This window comes from Allobosea sp. OK403 (assembly GCF_900113835.1).
GTDB lineage: Bacteria > Pseudomonadota > Alphaproteobacteria > Rhizobiales > Beijerinckiaceae > Allobosea.
Genome location: NZ_FOQV01000017.1, coordinates 94,860 through 110,957, shown reverse-complemented (window position 1 = coordinate 110,957; position 16,098 = coordinate 94,860). Strand labels below are relative to the sequence as shown.

The 16,098-nt window shown below is 63.6% G+C and carries 16 protein-coding genes and 1 pseudogene; 4 read left to right on the top strand and 13 right to left on the bottom strand.

What is annotated here, in order from left to right:
• The coding region (locus BMZ97_RS29530) for a methyl-accepting chemotaxis protein (RefSeq protein WP_280141798.1) at positions 1-786 on the top strand (786 nt) is incomplete at its 5' end.
• Positions 787-817: 31 nt separating this feature from the next.
• On the opposite strand, the gene BMZ97_RS29525 is transcribed toward BMZ97_RS29530, so the two are convergent.
• From BMZ97_RS29525 to BMZ97_RS29490, 8 genes are all read right to left on the bottom strand, one after another.
• The gene (locus BMZ97_RS29525) at positions 818-1,471 is read right to left on the bottom strand and encodes a DUF1989 domain-containing protein (RefSeq protein WP_210188362.1); all 654 of its coding nucleotides are present in this window, start codon (positions 1,469-1,471) and stop codon (positions 818-820) included.
• An 8-nt stretch (positions 1,472-1,479) separates the two neighbouring features.
• Positions 1,480-2,079, bottom strand: coding sequence for a DUF1989 domain-containing protein (locus tag BMZ97_RS29520; protein ID WP_092178209.1), 600 nt, complete (start codon positions 2,077-2,079; stop codon positions 1,480-1,482).
• A gap of 20 nt (positions 2,080-2,099) precedes the next feature.
• Entirely contained in the window at positions 2,100-3,050 is a 951-nt protein-coding gene (locus tag BMZ97_RS29515; RefSeq protein WP_092178207.1) for an arginase family protein, read from the bottom strand.
• Positions 3,047-3,847, bottom strand: a complete 801-nt coding sequence (locus BMZ97_RS29510) for an amino acid ABC transporter ATP-binding protein (RefSeq protein WP_092178205.1) — start codon at positions 3,845-3,847, stop codon at positions 3,047-3,049. Before BMZ97_RS29510 ends, BMZ97_RS29515 begins: the two co-directional genes overlap by 4 nt.
• Complete coding sequence (locus BMZ97_RS29505; RefSeq protein ID WP_092178203.1) at positions 3,844-4,566, bottom strand: amino acid ABC transporter permease; 723 nt, start codon at positions 4,564-4,566, stop codon at positions 3,844-3,846. The genes BMZ97_RS29510 and BMZ97_RS29505 overlap by 4 nt, the downstream gene beginning before the upstream one ends.
• Before the next feature lie 3 nt (positions 4,567-4,569).
• Positions 4,570-5,208 carry an amino acid ABC transporter permease gene (locus BMZ97_RS29500; RefSeq protein WP_348272138.1) on the bottom strand — a complete coding sequence of 213 codons (639 nt, stop codon included), beginning with the start codon at positions 5,206-5,208 and terminating at the stop codon, positions 4,570-4,572.
• 52 nt (positions 5,209-5,260) lie between these two features.
• Positions 5,261-6,118: a transporter substrate-binding domain-containing protein gene (locus tag BMZ97_RS29495; RefSeq protein ID WP_092178199.1), complete on the bottom strand. Its 858-nt coding sequence runs from the start codon at positions 6,116-6,118 to the stop codon at positions 5,261-5,263.
• An 89-nt stretch (positions 6,119-6,207) separates the two neighbouring features.
• The gene (locus tag BMZ97_RS29490; RefSeq protein WP_092178197.1) at positions 6,208-7,173 is read right to left on the bottom strand and encodes an agmatinase; all 966 of its coding nucleotides are present in this window, start codon (positions 7,171-7,173) and stop codon (positions 6,208-6,210) included.
• 159 nt (positions 7,174-7,332) lie between these two features.
• On the opposite strand from BMZ97_RS29490, the gene BMZ97_RS29485 reads away from it, so the two are divergent.
• Together BMZ97_RS29485 and BMZ97_RS29480 are read left to right on the top strand one after the other, a co-directional pair.
• Positions 7,333-8,283: a LysR substrate-binding domain-containing protein gene (locus tag BMZ97_RS29485; RefSeq protein ID WP_092178195.1), complete on the top strand. Its 951-nt coding sequence runs from the start codon at positions 7,333-7,335 to the stop codon at positions 8,281-8,283.
• Positions 8,283-8,489 (top strand): annotated as a pseudogene (locus tag BMZ97_RS29480) (transposase domain-containing protein); the annotation flags it as partial. The gene BMZ97_RS29485 and the pseudogene BMZ97_RS29480, both read left to right, overlap by 1 nt.
• Before the next feature lie 70 nt (positions 8,490-8,559).
• Here the strand turns inward: BMZ97_RS29480 and BMZ97_RS29475 are convergent.
• Positions 8,560-8,928: a winged helix-turn-helix transcriptional regulator gene (locus BMZ97_RS29475; RefSeq protein WP_092178193.1), complete on the bottom strand. Its 369-nt coding sequence runs from the start codon at positions 8,926-8,928 to the stop codon at positions 8,560-8,562.
• Between the two features lie 124 nt (positions 8,929-9,052).
• Between BMZ97_RS29475 and BMZ97_RS29470 the strand changes: the two genes are divergently transcribed.
• On the top strand, positions 9,053-9,637 hold the full coding sequence (locus BMZ97_RS29470; protein ID WP_092178191.1) for a glutathione binding-like protein: 585 nt from the start codon (positions 9,053-9,055) through the stop codon (positions 9,635-9,637).
• Positions 9,638-9,945: 308 nt separating this feature from the next.
• On the opposite strand, the gene BMZ97_RS29465 is transcribed toward BMZ97_RS29470, so the two are convergent.
• The 4 genes from BMZ97_RS29465 to BMZ97_RS29450 all read right to left on the bottom strand — a co-directional run bounded on the left by BMZ97_RS29465 (position 9,946) and on the right by BMZ97_RS29450 (position 16,013).
• Positions 9,946-11,493 carry a SpoVR family protein gene (locus BMZ97_RS29465; protein ID WP_092178189.1) on the bottom strand — a complete coding sequence of 516 codons (1,548 nt, stop codon included), beginning with the start codon at positions 11,491-11,493 and terminating at the stop codon, positions 9,946-9,948.
• Positions 11,490-12,764, bottom strand: coding sequence for a YeaH/YhbH family protein (locus tag BMZ97_RS29460; protein WP_092178187.1), 1,275 nt, complete (start codon positions 12,762-12,764; stop codon positions 11,490-11,492). Before BMZ97_RS29460 ends, BMZ97_RS29465 begins: the two co-directional genes overlap by 4 nt.
• 19 nt (positions 12,765-12,783) lie before the next feature.
• Positions 12,784-14,727, bottom strand: coding sequence for a PrkA family serine protein kinase (locus BMZ97_RS29455; RefSeq protein ID WP_092178185.1), 1,944 nt, complete (start codon positions 14,725-14,727; stop codon positions 12,784-12,786).
• 374 nt (positions 14,728-15,101) lie between these two features.
• Positions 15,102-16,013 (bottom strand): LysR family transcriptional regulator, encoded by a 912-nt coding sequence (locus BMZ97_RS29450; RefSeq protein WP_092178183.1) that lies wholly within the window; start codon positions 16,011-16,013, stop codon positions 15,102-15,104.
• Positions 16,014-16,098 lie beyond the last annotated feature (85 nt).

The following is a 16,098-nucleotide window of genomic DNA, read 5'->3' as shown; positions in this document are numbered from 1 at the left end:
TCCAGGCAGGCCGCCGCGATCGCAACCGAAGCGATGCAGGCGGCGCAGTCGGGCGGCACGATCGCGACTGAGGCGGTCGCTGCAATGGCGCGCATCGAGAGCGCCTCGCAGAAGATCTCCGACATCATCCGGGTGATCGACGACATCGCCTTCCAGACCAATCTGCTGGCGCTGAATGCGGCGGTGGAGGCGGCGCGCGCCGGCGATGCCGGCAAGGGCTTTGCCGTGGTCGCCTCGGAAGTGCGCACGCTGGCGCAGCGCTCGGGTGCCGCCGCCAAGGACATTTCGGGCCTGATCTCCTCGTCCAATGCCGAGGTCGGGGCCGGCGTCACGCTGGTGCGCCAGGCCGGCGACGCCCTGACCCAGATTCTCGCCGCCTCGCAAAAGGTCGCGGCCACCATTGCCGAGATCTCGGCGGCCTCCGGCGAGCAGGCCAACGGCATCGACGAGATGAGCCAGGCTGTCGCTCATCTCGACGAGATGACGCAGGCCAATGCGGCGCTTGCCGAACAGAGCGCAGCCTCGGCCGGTTCGCTCTCGGGCCGCATCGTCCAACTCAACGACCTCGTCGCCGCCTTCAGGACGGGGCCTGAGGGTGCAACCGCCTCACCGGCCGGTCATGGCTCGGAGCCCGCGCGCCTGCGCAAGCTCGCCGAGGCCGCCTTTGGGCAAACCAAAGTGCCGGCACCGGCACCTCGGGCTCAGGCCGCTGCACCAGCGTCGCGCGCGCCGGCCAGGAAGGTTGCCAACAGCCGCGCCGGCGACGCCGGATGGGAAGAGTTCTGAGCGGCGAAACCACGCCCTCAGCCCAGCCCCTTCAGGGAACCCAGGGCTGGGAAGGCGGGATGGCCGGGAAGCTGTCCTCGATCACGCCGTAATGTGCGTCACGCGGGATATTGGCCGCTCCGCCCTGGATTGGCACGATATCCTGCGGACAGGCGGAGAAGGCGACCACGCAGTCCATATCGGCGCGCAGGCTGATGTAATCGCCCGCCCGGCCCGGTGTCGGCGCGGTCTTGAGGCTGCGCCCATCGGCTTGCACGGCGATGTTCATGAAGATGTTGAACGAGGCCAGGATCGGCCTCGGCACTGTGAGGCCGATCTCCGCAAGGCCTTCGAACATGTTGTCCAGGCAGTTGCGGTGATAGGCGGCGACGCCGAGGCGGCGATAGCGATGGCAGTCGCAGGCCGCCATGAAGGTGTCGTGGATACCCGGCGAGGTATCCTCGACCAGCGTCAGGATCGGGTTGCGGTAGTTGCTGACGAAGCTGTCGCCGGTGATCGGGTTGAGCCGCTGGCTCCAGACGCGGCTTGCCTCCATCGACATGTGCTCGTCGAGATCATGGGCGTTCCAGGCCCAGCAATCGACGACCTGGGTTCCATGGGTGTTGATCAATCGCACGGTCTGGCCGGCCTTGAGCCGCAGCGCCTTGCCATGGCCGGCGGGAATGGTCGTCATAAGCAGGGACATGTCGCGCGTCATTCCACCGTGAAATGCGCTTCGGTCGGCATATGGCCGACGCCGTTGATCGGCAGGATGTCCTGCGGGCAGGCGCTGAAGGCGATGACGAGATCCATCTCGGCGCGCAGTGCGACATAGCTGCCAGGCGTCGAGACCGGCGCCTCGAAGGAGAGCGAGCGGTCGGGCTTGACCGGGATGTTCATGAAGAGGTTGAGCGGGCTTGGCGTCTCCGGCGCTTCGAGGCCGATCTCGCGCATCGCAGCGTGGAGATTATCCTCGCAATTGTCGTGATACGCCTCGACGCCGAGGAATTTATAGCGATGGCAGTCGCAGGCGGCCATCAGGGTGTCGTGGATCCCGCCGGAGGTATCCTCAACGAGCGTCAGGATCGGGCGGCGCTTGTTGCTGCGCATGATGTCGCCGACGATCGGGATCGTCTTCAGCATATGCGGCCGGCTGTGCTCCATCGACATGAATTCCTTCAGGTCCTGAGCATTGAAGGCCCAGGTATCGACGACCTGGTCGCCATGGGTGTTGATGACCTTGACGATCTGGCCTTGCCTGACATGGGCGGCCTTGCCCCGGCGGGCGGGAATGGTGACGGGCGTGCTTGGCATGGTGATGATCCTCCTGATGTTCAGCGGGCTTTGAGGCGGTCGCGCCAGCGCGGCTGGGCGCAGATCTCGCCGAGGAAGCCGATCACGACGAGCGCGCCGAGATAGGCGGTGACGCCGGTCCCGACGTCGAGCGGCGGATTCACCTCGACGAAGTCGAAGCCGACGACCTCATTGCGCTCGGCCACGGCCTTCAGCGTGTCGCGCAGATCGGGATAGCTCATGCCGTCCGGCTCGGCCGAGACGCAGCCTGGCACCAGCGACATGTCGAGCGCGTCGACATCGATGCTGACATAGACCGGCGCTCCTTCCGGCAGCAGCGCTGCGATGCCGGCTGGGCCGAGCGCGCGGACTTCGTGCATCGGTATGACGCGGTTGCCGCCCGCCTCGATATCCTCATGCTGCTTGCGCGCGCTGCGCAGGCTGCGGATGCCGACCTGGGTCAGGCTGAGCGCGGTATCGAGCGCCGCGACATGGCGGAAGGCGTGGCCATTGGTGTAGCGCAACCCGTTGGCCTCGTCGGCATAGTCCATATGCGCGTCGAAATGCAGGACATGCACGGGCCGGTCAAAGGCGCGGAAGATCGGATAGGTGATCGAATGGTCGCCGCCGAGCACGATGGGAAATGCGCCGGCGTCCAGCGCCTTGCGGACGGTGGCGGTGATATTGGCGAAGCTTTGCTCGACATTGGTGGGCGCGATGTCGACATCGCCGAGATCGGCGATCAGCCCCTGCGCCAGCTCCTCCGTCAGGAAGTCGCGCCGCGTCGCCGGGTCGTAGAGCCCACCGGTGAAGCGCAGCGAATGCTCGCGTAGGGCGCGCGGGCCTAGCCGGCTGCCCGGCAGGAAGGGCGACCCCTCGTCGAAGGGCACGCCGATGATCGCAATGGCGGCATCGAGCCGATCAAGGTCGGTGACGACTGGCGCGCGCAGGAAGGAGGGGATGCCGACATAGGGCCTGTCGATGCGGCTCATGATGCGTATGTCTCCAGCGGGGCTCGTCCGGAGCCGATCAGGTCGAGGAAGGCGGCGACGCGCGCGTCGGCCGGCCGGTTCATGACTTGCGCCGCCGGGCCGTCCTCGATGATGCGGCCCTTGTCCATGAAGGCGATGCGGTCGGCGACATGGGCGGCGAAGCCGATCTCATGCGTCACCACCAGCATGGTCATGCCGGTGCCGGCGAGCTCGCGCAGCAGGGCGAGGACCTCGCCGACGAGCTCCGGATCGAGCGCTGAGGTCGGTTCGTCGAACAGCATCAGGGCCGGGTCCATGGCCAGCGCGCGTGCTATGGCGACGCGCTGGCGCTGGCCGCCGGACAGCGCATCGGGATAGTGCTGCGCCTTGTCGGCGAGGCTGAGGCTGGCGAGCAGGGCGCGGGCACGCTGCGTCGCCTCCTCGCGCGGCCGGCCGAGCACGACCATTTGCGGCCGGATGACGTTCTCGATCGCGCTCAGATGCGGCCAGAGATTGAGCTGCTGGAAGACCATGCCGATGCGCGGGCGCATGGCGTCGATCTGCCGGCCGCCATGGCGCCTGACGACGGTGCCGTTGGTCTCGCGCCCGAACGGCTTGCCCTCGATGGTGATGAAGCCGTCATCGGGTTGCTCGAGCCAGGTCAGGCAGCGCAGCAAGGTGCTCTTGCCGCAGCCGCTCGGGCCGATCAGCGCGACGACCTCGCCCTTGGCGATGTCGAGATAGACTTGGTCCAGGGCGGTCGTGCCGCGAAAGCGCTTGGTCAGCCCGGAGACGCCGAGGATGGGAGGAGCGCTCATCGCACCGGCCTCCTGTCGAAGGAGAGGAATTCCGCGGCGAGCGGGTTGCGGATGATGGTCTCCCGCTGTGCCTGGCCGACGCGGGCCTCAATCAGCCCGGCAAGCCAGGCCACCGCCATGGTGATGGCCCAGTAGATCAGCGTCACCGCCGCGAAGACCTCGAAGGGTGCGAAGGTGTTCCCCTGCACGATCAGGCCCTGATAGGTCAGCTCGGCCACCGTGATCGAGCTCAGCACGGAGGATTCCTTGATCATCGTCAGCGTCATATTGGTGGAGGGCGGCACCAGGCTGCGCAGGATCTGCGGGGCGATGACATGCCGCATCGCCTGGAGCGGCGACATGCCGACGACGCGTGCGGATTCGAACTGGCCGCGTGGCAAGGCAAGGATCGCGGCGCGGATGATCTCGGCATAATAGGCGCTGGCGAAGAGCGAGAGCGCGACCGTGCCGGTGATGAAGGCCGGCAGCCTGATGCCGGCAAAGGGCAGGCCGTAATAGACCAGGAAGAGGATGATGATGAAGGGGATGCCGCGCAGGACCCCGACATAAGCGGCCACCAGGATGCGCACCAGCCGGTTGGGAATCTGCGCGATCAGCGCCACGACGATGCCGACGGCATAGCCGAGCACGAAGGCCATGGCGGTGATCTGGATCGTCAGCCAGGCGCCCTGCGCGAAAAGCGGCCAGTACTGGATGAGGATCGAGGGGTCGAACGCCATGGCTCAGCCCCTCCTGACGGCGAGCCGGGCTTCGGTCAGCGAGCCGGCGGCGATCACGACGAGGTTCATCAAGAGGAAGATCAGGGCAGCCCCGGCGAGCGTCTCGAACGGCCGGTAGCTGGCGCTGGCGATCTGCTGGGCGGTGCGCAACACGTCGACGACGGTGATGACCGAAAGCAGCGCGGTGCCTTTCACCACGATGGTGATCTCGTTGATCAGGACGGGCAGGATGCGCCGGAACAATTGCGGCAGCACCACGCTCTGCCAGATCGCCCGCCGCGGCAGGGAGAGCGCGGTCGCCGCCTCGATCTGCCCGGGGTCGATGGTCTGAAGCCCGCCGCGCATCATCTCGGTGATGAACATTGAACTGTTCAGCGCGATCGCGGCGATACCCGCGGCCTCGGGCGACAGGTCGAGGCCGATTGCGGGCAGGACATAATAGAACAGGAAGATCTGGATCAGCAGCGGCGTGCCGCGGATGAAGCTGATCAGAAACGCGATGACCGCGTTGACCCAAGCGATCTTGAGGGAGCGCAGGATGGTCAATGCCGTGCCGCCGAGGACGGCGATCACCACGATGATCGCGGCGAGGCGGGCATTGACCAGGGCAGCAGTAAACAGCGTAGGCAGGACCGAGAGCAGATAGGCGAATTGAAACGACAAGGCTGCGCTCCCGATCCTGCTGGACAGCGCGTCAGACGGCGCCGGGCGGAAGATAGCCGCTATCGGGGATGTCCATCTTGAAGCCGAACCATTTCTCCTGCAGCGCGGCGAGGCGGCCATCGTCGCGCATCTTGCGGATGACGCCGTTGATGAAGTCGCGCAGTTCCTTGTCGTCGGGCCGCGTCACCCAGGCGAGATAGGTATAGGGGCTGCCGGCGGTGACGGGCGCGAGCAGCGCGAAGGTGTCGGGCTTCTCCTTGACCAGCACGGCGAGGCTGGGGAGGGACTGGATCACGGCGTCGACCTCGCCGCTGGCAAGCGCGACATAGCTTTCGGTGAAGGCCGTGAAGAGCTTCAGTTCCTTGAAGCCCGCGCCGCCGGCGGCCTTGAGCTTGGCGTCCATGGCGCGCGAGGTCGGCTCGGTCGAGGAGGCGAGCTGGGTCGCGACGACCTTGCCGTTCAGATCCTCGATGACCTTCATCTTGTCGCCCTTGCGCATCATCGCATAGGGCACGCCATTGGCGATCGGCATCGTATAGGCGTAGCGCTTGGCCCGCTCCTCATTGATGCCAACGGTGGTGGCGACGAAATCGAACTTGCCGGCAAGAACGCCGGGCAGAATGCCTTGCCAGGGCAGGTCGAGCTGGTTGACCTTGACGCCGAGCTCCTTGACGATCTCGACGAGGAGATCGCTGCCATAGCCGACGATCTTGCCGTCCTTGACGAATTCGAAGGGCGGGAAGGCGGCCTCGGTGCCGACGGTGACGGTGCCCAGGCGCTTGATCTTTTCAAGCGTCGTCTCGGCGAAGGCGAGGGAAGGCGGCAGCAGCCCGGCGAGCGCCGTGCCTCCCGCGATGATGCCGAATTGCCTGCGGCTCGGATGCGACATGATGCTGCTCCTCTGATGGCCAGAGTGCTCTGGCGTGGTGGCGGAAATGGCGTCGGCTGGGCGTAGGCAGATTTGCAGCCGTTGCCGGATCAGACCGGAGGCGCGTCGAAATAATCGGCCCGCACGGCGGCCCCGATCAGGTTCACGATCAGACGGCCGGCGACGATGCTGGTGATGTTGTTCACGTCAGCGGAGGGGGTGATCTCGACGATATCCATGCCGAGCACACGGCCCTTGCGGACCAGGCCATGGATCAGCTTGCGCACCTGATGGAACAGCAGGCCGCCCGGCGCCGGGCCTTCCACTGCCGGCATGACGGAGGGGTCGAGCCCGTCGGCGTCGATGGTGATGTAGTAGCGGCCGCCATCGGGGATGCGGTCGATGATCGCGTCGATGCCGGCGTCATGCACCTCGAAGGCCGGGATGATGTTGGCGCCATAGGCGCGTGCCGCCGCGACCTCCTCGCTGCGGGCGCTGCCCTGGGCGCGGATGCCGATCTGGAAGATCTGGTCGATATGGGCCATCTCGGAGGCGCGCCGGATCGGGCTCGACAGCCCGTCATGCACGCCGTTCACATGTTCGCGCCAGTCGATATGGGCATCGACCTGGATCAGCGTCACCGGCCCTTCGCCGTCGAGCGCGCGGAAGATCGGGATCGGGATGCCGTGATCGCCGCCGATGGTGATCGGCATGGCGCCGGCCTTCAGGACCTTGCGCACGGCGGCTTCTGCGCGCTCGAAATGGCTTCTGTGATCATGGATATCGAAGGGCACATTGCCGATATCGACGACCTTGAGGGCGCGGTCGGCATAGATCGGGCCGCCGACATCGAAATCATAGCGCTCCAGGCTGCGGCAGACGCGGTCGGTCACGCTCCGGACGGCATCGGGCGCCCTGGTCTGGTCATTGGAGACCGCATGCGGCTCATAGGCATTGCCATAGGGCATGCCGATGATGGCGATATGAGCGTCCAGCGTGTCGAGGTCCGTGACCAAGGGTGACCAGAGGAAGGTCTGGTGCCCGGGTTTGGGCGGCACAGTCAGGGGCAGGGTCATACGCGCTGGAGCCTTTCGGATCGCTCGATCAAAAGCTGTGCACAAGCGTATTATTTGAGCCTGCATTTGATCGATTAAACATCATCCTCAACAGGTTATGGGTTGAGGACTGGTTGTCGCAATTGCAATCTGAGAAACCATGGTTGTGGTTTGTGCAACATGAACATCAGGATGCACAAAGAGATTGCCAGCATAACCGAAGCTGATCTTCGGTTGATGCGGATATTTCGCGTCGTTGCTGAGTCAGGCGGTCTGACTGCTGCGGAAACCAGGCTCCATATGGAGCGCTCGACTATCAGCCGTCACATCAAGGCTTTGGAGGAGCGTCTCGGCGGCCAGCTCTGCATGCGTGGGCCGGCGGGGTTCGAACTGACCGAACTCGGCCGCACGACCTTGCGCGCCTCGATCACCGCCTGCGACACGCTCGACCATGTCCGCGACGAGCTGAACCTCGCCCGCAGCGTCATGACGGGCGATCTGATGATCGGTCTCGCCGATAACTGCCTCAGCAATCCCCATGCGCGCATCGTCTCGGCTGTCGCAACCTTCCGGCTGCAAGCGCCCGGCGTCCGGCTGCATATGTCGATCCGTCCACCGGCCCAGCTGCTCGAAGACCTTGCGACGCGCCATCTGCACCTTTGCGTTACGGGGATGCCGGGCGAGCACGGGAAATTTACCCTCCAGCACATCTTCGATGAGGAGTTCCGGCTCTATGTCAGCGGCGGGCCCGACGACCCGGCGCCACATATCGGCGAGTTGGAGCGCCTTGGCTACGTTCTCGTCACGCGCGACGGCGACGCCCGGCCCCGCGCCCTGGCTGCACGGTTGAAATTGACCAGGCAGGCCGTGGCGTCCGGCCTGGAAGCGGTTGCGACCTTTCTCGCCGCCGGCGGCTTCGTCGGCTTTCTGCCGGCGCATTACGCTTCGGAGCTGTCGCAAAGCTATCGCCTGCGCGAGGTCGCAGGCGCCGGGCCAGTCTTCTACAAGACGCAGTTCTTCCTGGCCTATGAGAAAAGCCGGCCCTTGTCGTCGCCAGGCCGGCTCTTCGCCAATCTCCTCGTTGCCGCGCATGAGGGCGGCTTTACAGGCGAGGCGGCGGATGTGCAGTGAATGCGCTCTTTGCTGGCCACGACACAGGAGCCGAGAACTGGGCGCCCCTCGCCTTGCTCGTTGAGACCTGTAAACTCAACACTGTCGATCCGCTCGCGTATTTGACCGCCACGCTCACCGCCACCGTCAACGGTCACAAACAGAGCCAGATCGATGGGCTGCTGCCGTGGAATTATCCCGCCATACAATACAATTCCCGCCATTGACCGCAGTCGGCCTGAAGCGGACTTCTTGATGCCGATGGTCGGACAGCGGCAAATATCAGACGGCGGACAATCAAAGCTGGCGAGCGTCGTATTGGAGGCGGTTACCTGCAATTACCCTTTGATGGGCTGCAGCCCAATCGGCGAGATGCCTCGCGGTTTCAGATAGGGAATGTCCGAGCGGCGTCAGCATGTATTCGACTTGCGGCGGAGTGGTGTGGCGAACGGTGCGTTCGACCATACCGTCCCGTTCCAGCGTCTTGAGCGTCCTCGTTAACATCTGTTGCGAAATCCCGCCCACACGCCGCTTGATCCCGTTGAAGCGCTGTGAGCCCGAGCGAAGAGCGACAACCACCTGGATTGTCCATTTGTCGCCCACGCGGCTGAGGATTTCGCTCACAGCGCGGCAGTCAGCTCCTGCCGCCTTGGCAGTCATATCCATCTGACCTGCTCCTAAATATATGCTTTTGACGGCTCTTTTTAAGTCCCATACATGGCTGTGGTCAACATTTTAGACCGGCATCCGACCCGTGAGGTTCGGATGGGTCCAGACACGGAGACCGAGCATGAACCTCTTCTATTTTCCCGCCGCCTGCAGCCTGGCCGATCATATAGCGCTCATTGAGGCCGGGCTTCCCTACAAGCTCCTCAGCATCGACCGCAACAGGAAGACCGAAGATGGCCGCGATTTTCTGGCGCTTAACCCAAAGGGTTATATCCCGGCCCTTGAGATGAACGACGGAACAATCCTCACTGAGAACCAGGTCATTCTTGCCTATATTGCGGATCAGAGCGGCAAGCTTCTGCCCGATGATAACATGCTTAGGTGGCGGACATTCGAGGCGCTCGCCTTCATGTCCTCCGAAATCCATGGAGCCTATAGCCCATTCTTCAAGGACTTCCCGGAACCGGAAAAGCTGCGTGCTCGTGAGAAGATCAAGAAGGCCTTCACCATTCTTGCGGATCAAATGGATGACAAGGCGTTCCTGGTGAGCAATGAGATGACAATCGCTGACTGCTATCTCTTCTGGATTCTGATGGTCGCGCCAAAGAGCGGCGTTGATCTGCCGGAAAATCTCCGAAACTGCTTGACCCGCATGAAGGCAATGCCTTCGGTCATCCAGGCGCTTGCAGAGGAGGGATTGAGCTGATCCGGCCAGTTCCCAGCTAACTGGGCATTCCCGCGCCGAGCGCACCGTCATAGCAGTACGCTCGGGAAGGCCATGGACGAACGACCGCTGTTGGCGCTTAGCTATCATAGTTTGGCGTTTGAAACGGACATCCGAGATTGTCCCGCCAAGGTGCGAGCAGCACATCGCTTACTGTGCAGTCGCCGACGCTCGCGCCTGATCGGCTCAACGCTCCAATCGCTGCATTCTAGGGCATCGGCCCGAAAAGTGGGAACCGGTTTTCGGGGCAAGCCGATGCAAGATCAAAGGCTTGTCCCGGGCCGCGCCGTTCAGGCCGCGCGGGTCATGGCGCGCGGGCTGGCCAGATGTTCCTTCAAGACCGTGCCAGTGGGATCGACCTCCTGGAGCCGGACATCATAGCTCCAGAGATCGGCGATGTGCTGGAGCACATGCGTCGCGGCCTTGTCCTGAAGCAGGCATCCGTTCACGACGGTATGGCGCAGAAGCAGGCGCCGGTCGCCGGCGAGGTCGACATCGACGACCTCGATATTGGGATCGGTCCAGCTGATGTCGTATTCGCGGGCGAGCTGGCGCCGGATCCGGCGATAGCCGGCCTCGTCATGGATCGCCTCGACCGTCACGCCTTCGGTCCGCGCCGGGTCGTCGCAGATATGGAACATGCGCATCTGCCGCATCAGGCGCGGGCTGAGGAACTGGCTGATGAAGCTCTCGTCGCGGTAATTGGCCCAGATGTCGCGCAGGACGGCCATCGCATCCCCGGTGCCGGCGATATCGGGAAACCACTCGCGGTCTTCCGCCTCGGGCGCGGTCACGATCCGTTCCAGGTCCTGCATCATCGCGAAGCCGAGCGCATAGGGATTGAAGCCAGGAAACCGCGGATGGTCAAAGGCTGGCTGAAACACGACGTTGGAATGCGAGGTGAGAAATTCGAGAAAGTTCCCGTCGCTGATCGCTTGCTTCTCATGCAGCCGCGTCATGATGCGGTAATGGACATAGGTCGCGGTGCCCTCGTTCATTACCTTGGTCTGTCGCTGCGGATGAAAATATTGCGCGACATGGCGCACGATCCGCAGGATCTCGCGCTGCCAGGCCTGCAGGCGGGGGGCGGATTTCTCAAGGAAGTACAGCAGATTGTCCTGCGGTAGCCCAAGCACGGTGCGCCGCCGCTCGGCGCCGAGATCCAGAGCGCTCTTGCTGGGGCCGGCCGGCACGGTGCGCCAGAGGTCGTTGAAGATCTGCTCCTCATGCGCGCGGCGCTCGCGCTCGCGCCTTTCCTCCTGGCGCAGGTCGAGCTTGCTCTTGCCGGGATAGCGGTGGACGCCGTGCGACATCAGGGCATGCGCCGCGTCCAGCGTCCGCTCGACGGCCGCCTGGCCGTAGCGCTCCTCGCAGCGCGCGATATAGCCCTTGGCGAAGTCGAGATAGTCGAGGATGCCTTCCGCATCGGTCCAGGTCTTGAACAGATAGTTGTTCTTGAAGAAATGGTTATGGCCGAAGGCGGCATGCGCAATGACCAGCGTCTGCATCGTCGCCGTGTTCTCCTCCATGAGGTAGGACACGCAGGGCGAGCTGTTGATCACGATCTCGTAGGCCAGATCCCTCAGGCCCTTGCGGTAGAACGCCTCGTGATGGGCGAAATGCTTGCCGAAGGACCAATGCTTGTAGAACAGCGGCATGCCGGTGGAGGAGTAGGCGTCGAGCATCTGCTCGGCCGTGATGACCTCGATCTGGTTCGGGTAAACATCCAGGCCGAGTTCGGAGAGCGCGATCTCCTGGCAGGCGTCATGGATCCGCTGGAGCGTGGTGAAGCTCCAATCGGCTCCTTCGAAAAGCGGTTCCATCGCGGCTGTTGTCATGATGCGGCCTTCTCATGGCCCTGGCGGCGCTGGAACAGCTCGCGGAAGACCGGGAAGATCTCGCTGCGATGACTGACCTTGCGGATCGAGAGCGGGGCGCCCTCCGAACGCAATCGCTCATAGAGCCGCCACAGGGCAGAGTGGGACATGGATTCGCGGCCGGATTCGCCAACTTCGAGATAGGCGAAATACTGGCTGGCCGGCAGGATCGCGTCCTTGAGCAGGCGCTCCGTCGTGGCCTCGTCCGAATAGGAGTTGTCGCCGTCCGAGGCCTGGGCGGCGTAGATGTTCCAGTCCTCGGGAGAATAGCGCTTCGCGATGACCGAACGCATCGCCTCGAGCGCGCTCGAAACCAGCGTCCCGCCCGTCGCGGGGCTGTGGAAGAAGGTGTCTTCATCCACCTCCTCGGCCCGGTCGGTGTGACGGATGAAGACGAGTTCGACATGGCGGTAGCGCTGCGACAGGAAAATATAGAGAAGCATGTAGAACCGCTTGGCTAGGTCCTTCATGTGCTCCGTCATCGAGCTGGACACATCCATCAGGCAAAACATCACGGCCTGCGCGACCGGCTTCGGCTCGTTCTCATAGCGCCGGTAGCGCACATCGACGGGGTCGATATAGGGAATGCGCCGCACCTTGGCTTCGAGCGCCTTGACCTTGTCCTCGAGCACCAGGCGTAAGCCATCCTCTTCGCAGGCGGCGATTTCCGCCTGAAGCCGTGCAATCGTCTCGGGGTTCGGGCGGCGCAGCGCCATCCGGCGCATCATCGCAAGCCGCGTCGTGCGGTTGACCGCAATGTTGGCCGGCGACCCCGAGACCGAATAGCCGGCGCGGACGGGGCTTTCATGCTCGGTCTCGGTGAGCCGCCGCTTGGCGAGATCGGGAAGCTCCAGATCGTCGAGGAAGACGTTGAGGAACTCCTCGCGGGTCAGGACGAAGCGGAACGCGTCTTCGCCGGCTCCCTCGCCGGCCTTGTCGGGCTTGCCGCTGCCGCCTCCTCCTGAGCGCGGCAGCACATCGCCTTCAATGAAGGTCTTGTTGCCGGGCAGCACGTGGTCATGCGTGCCCCCGCTCCCCCGGCGAAGGCTGGGCTCCTCCATCCCGTCCATCGGAATGCTGACTTCCCCGCCTTCCAGCACGTCTCGGATATTGCGGCTCTGCAGGGACTGCTTCACCGCTTGTTGCACGACGCCCTTGGCCCGGCGCAGAAAACGCTGACGATTCTCGAGAGCCTTGCCGCGTGGGTTCAGGCGTCGGTCGACAATGTTCATGATGGCTCCCGCGCCTGGCTCAACCAGCCTGCTTCACGCGCATGTACCATTCGATCAAACGCCGGACCTGGCGTTCGGTGTAACCACGCTCCACCATGCGCGAGACGAACTCGCCATGCTTCTTCTCGCTCTCGCCGTCCTTCTTCGAGCCGAAGGAGATGACCGGCAGCAGGTCTTCGACCTGTGAGAACATCCGCTTCTCGATGACTTCGCGGATCTTCTCATACCCGGTCCAGGACGGGTTCTTGCCGCCATTGCTCGCCCGCGAGCGCAGGCAGAACTTGACGATCTCGTTGCGGAAATCCTTCGGATTGGCGATTCCCGCCGGTTTCTCGATCTTGGTCAGCTCCTGATTGAGGAGTTCGCGGTCGAGCAATTGGCCGGTGTCGGCATCCTTGAAGTCGACATCCTCGATCCAGGCGTCGGCATAGTCGACATAGCGGTCGAACAGGTTCTGCCCATAATCCGCATAGGATTCGAGATAGGCCTTCTGGACTTCGTGCCCGATGAACTCCGCATAGCGCGGGGCAAGGTCGGCCTTGATGAACTCAAGATAGCGCTTCTCGGTCTCATCGGGGAGCTGCTCGCGGCGGATTGCCTGTTCCAGCACATACATCAGATGCACCGGATCGGCGCCGAGCTCGATCGTGTCGTGGTTGAAGGTTGCCGCCAGGACCTTGAAGGCAAAGCGCGTCGAGATGCCGTCCATGCCTTCGTCCATGCCGGCGGCGTCGCGATATTCCTGGACGCTACGGGCTTTTGGGTCGGTCTCCCGCAGGCTGTCGCCGTCATAGGCGCGCATCTTGGCGAACAGGGTGGAGTTCTCATGGTTGCGCAGCCGCGACAGAACCGAGAACCGCGCCAGCATCGACAGAGTTCCTGGCGCGCAGGGGGCACGGCTCAGCGCCGAGCCCTCGATCAGCTTGTCATAGATCTTCTGTTCCTCGGTCGCCCTCAGGCAGTAGGGCACCTTGATGACGCAGATCCGGTCGATGAAGGCCTCGTTGTTCTTGTTGCTCTTGAAGCTCTGCCATTCCGCCTCGTTGGAATGCGCGAGGATGACGCCGGAGAAGGGGATGGCGCCGATGTTCTCGGTGCCGTTGTAGTTACCCTCCTGCGTCGCCGTCAGCAGCGGATGCAGCATCTTGATCGGCGCCTTGAACATCTCGACGAATTCGAGAACGCCCTGGTTGGCGCGGTTGAGGCCGCCCGAATAGCTGTAGGCGTCGGGGTCGTTCTGGGAGAAGTTTTCGAGCTTGCGGATGTCGACCTTGCCGACGAGCGAGGAGATGTCCTGGTTGTTCTCGTCGCCGGGCTCGGTCTTGGCGATGGCGATCTGGCGCAGCCGCGAGGGCTGCAGCTTGACGACCTGGAAGCGGGAAATGTCGCCGCCGAACGTCTCGAGCCGCTTGAGGCACCAGGGGCTCATCAGGCCCGTCAGCCGCCGCTGAGGGATGCCGTAGCGCTGCTCGAGGATGGGCCCCATCGTCCCGGGATCGAAGAGGTTCAGGGGATTCTCGAAGACGGGGCTGATCTCGTCGCCGGCCTTCAGCACATAGATGGGGTGGACCTCCATCAGTGATTTGAGCCGTTCAGCGAGGGACGACTTACCACCGCCGACCGGGCCGAGCAGATAGAGGATCTGCTTGCGCTCCTCCAGGCCCTGGGCGGCGTGACGGAAGAAGGAGACGATACGCTCGATCGTCTCTTCCATGCCGTAGAAGCCGGCAAAGGCCGGATAGGTCCGGATGGTTCGGTTCAAAAAAATACGGCCAAGGCGTGGATCCTTGGCCGTATCGATCATCTGAGGCTCGCCGATGGCCGCCAGCAGCCGTTCGGCTGCATTAGCGTATAGCATCGGATCGCCTCTGCAGGCCTCCAAGTAGTCGGAGATCGGCATGTCCGTTTCGCGGCGTGCCTCATAGGAGCGAGCGAAAGCGTTGAACAAAGAGTCGTTGTACATGAGCCCTCTGCATATGGTTATGCCGCGGCTCGACGCAGGCAAACGAGAATCAGCAACGCCCCTGGTCGAAACACGGCGCACGTCAACTGCGAATCAGCATCTGCTATCGGATGCCAGAATCGCTCTCAAGCGCCGGGCTGGCAATGCGCAAAAGTATGCACTTCCTGTTTTGTGATGCCCATCTGCGAATAAATTGTGCTCAACCCCTGTCGGTTCCCTCATCTCCTTGCGTCATCTCGCCGCGGTTCGGCGCTGCCTTGCAGCGCCGCGGCGCTGGGATCAGGACAACTCGGCGAGGGGAGCGGGAGAAGGCGGGAGCGTGAGGCGGCGTGAGGCCGTGACCGCATTGCGGAGACCAACGCCGCCGGCGCGCTTCAGGCTGTGTCCGCGCCTTGCGCGGCAGGCAGTTCCTTCATCAGCATCTGTGCAAAGCTCTCGCTCGCTGGCGGCAATGTTCGGCCGCTGCGCTTGATGAGCGCGATCTGGCGCGCGAAATCCGCAGCCTTCAGGGGCCGGGAGCGCAAGGTCTGCTCGGCACGCACCTCCATTGCCGAGCCGGGCAGGATCGCGACCCCGAGGCCCGCGCGCACCATCCCGACCGCGGTCGACATATAGGTCGCTTCCGCACCGACGATCGGCCGATGGCCCGCGGTCAGGAAGGCGGCATCGACGATCGCCCTGACGCTGGTCGCCGGGTCCATCAGGACCAGCGGGAGAGGTGCGATGTCGTCGATGGTGACGGAATCGAGATTGCCTAATTTGTGACCATCGGGAAAAACCACATGCATGTGATCCTGCGTCCGGTGCAGCACTTCGAGGTCGGGGTCGCTGAGCGCCCCGCCCATGATGCCGAGGTCGACCTGTTCCTGCCGGGTCAGCTCGGCGACGCGGCTTGCGATCACATCGCGGATGATGAAGCTGACCTGTGGGTTCGTCCGGCGGAAGGCCGCGATGATCTCAGGCAGGATGCCTGAGGCATAGGATGGCAGCACCGCCAGCCGCACCACGCCCTGCTGGCCTTGGGCGAGCTGGCGCGTATCGCCGACGACCGCGTCGAGGTCACTGAGAATACGCCCGAGCTGGGGCGCCAATTCGCGGCCGATCCGGGTCAGCGACACGCTGCGGGTGTTGCGGTCGAACAGACGGACGCCGAGCCCGTCCTCGAGCTTCTGGATCTGAACCGTCAGCGCCGGCTGCGACAGGTTCAGGCTGCCTGCCGCCCGCGTGAAGCTGCCGAATTGCGCCAGGGTGATGAAAGCGCGCAACTGCCGAACGTCGATATTCATAATGAACGGCTATCACTCTGATAGATTCATTTCAATTGTGTGATCAATCCGCTGATGCTCCTATGCCGCTGGTTTTCGGAGGCGG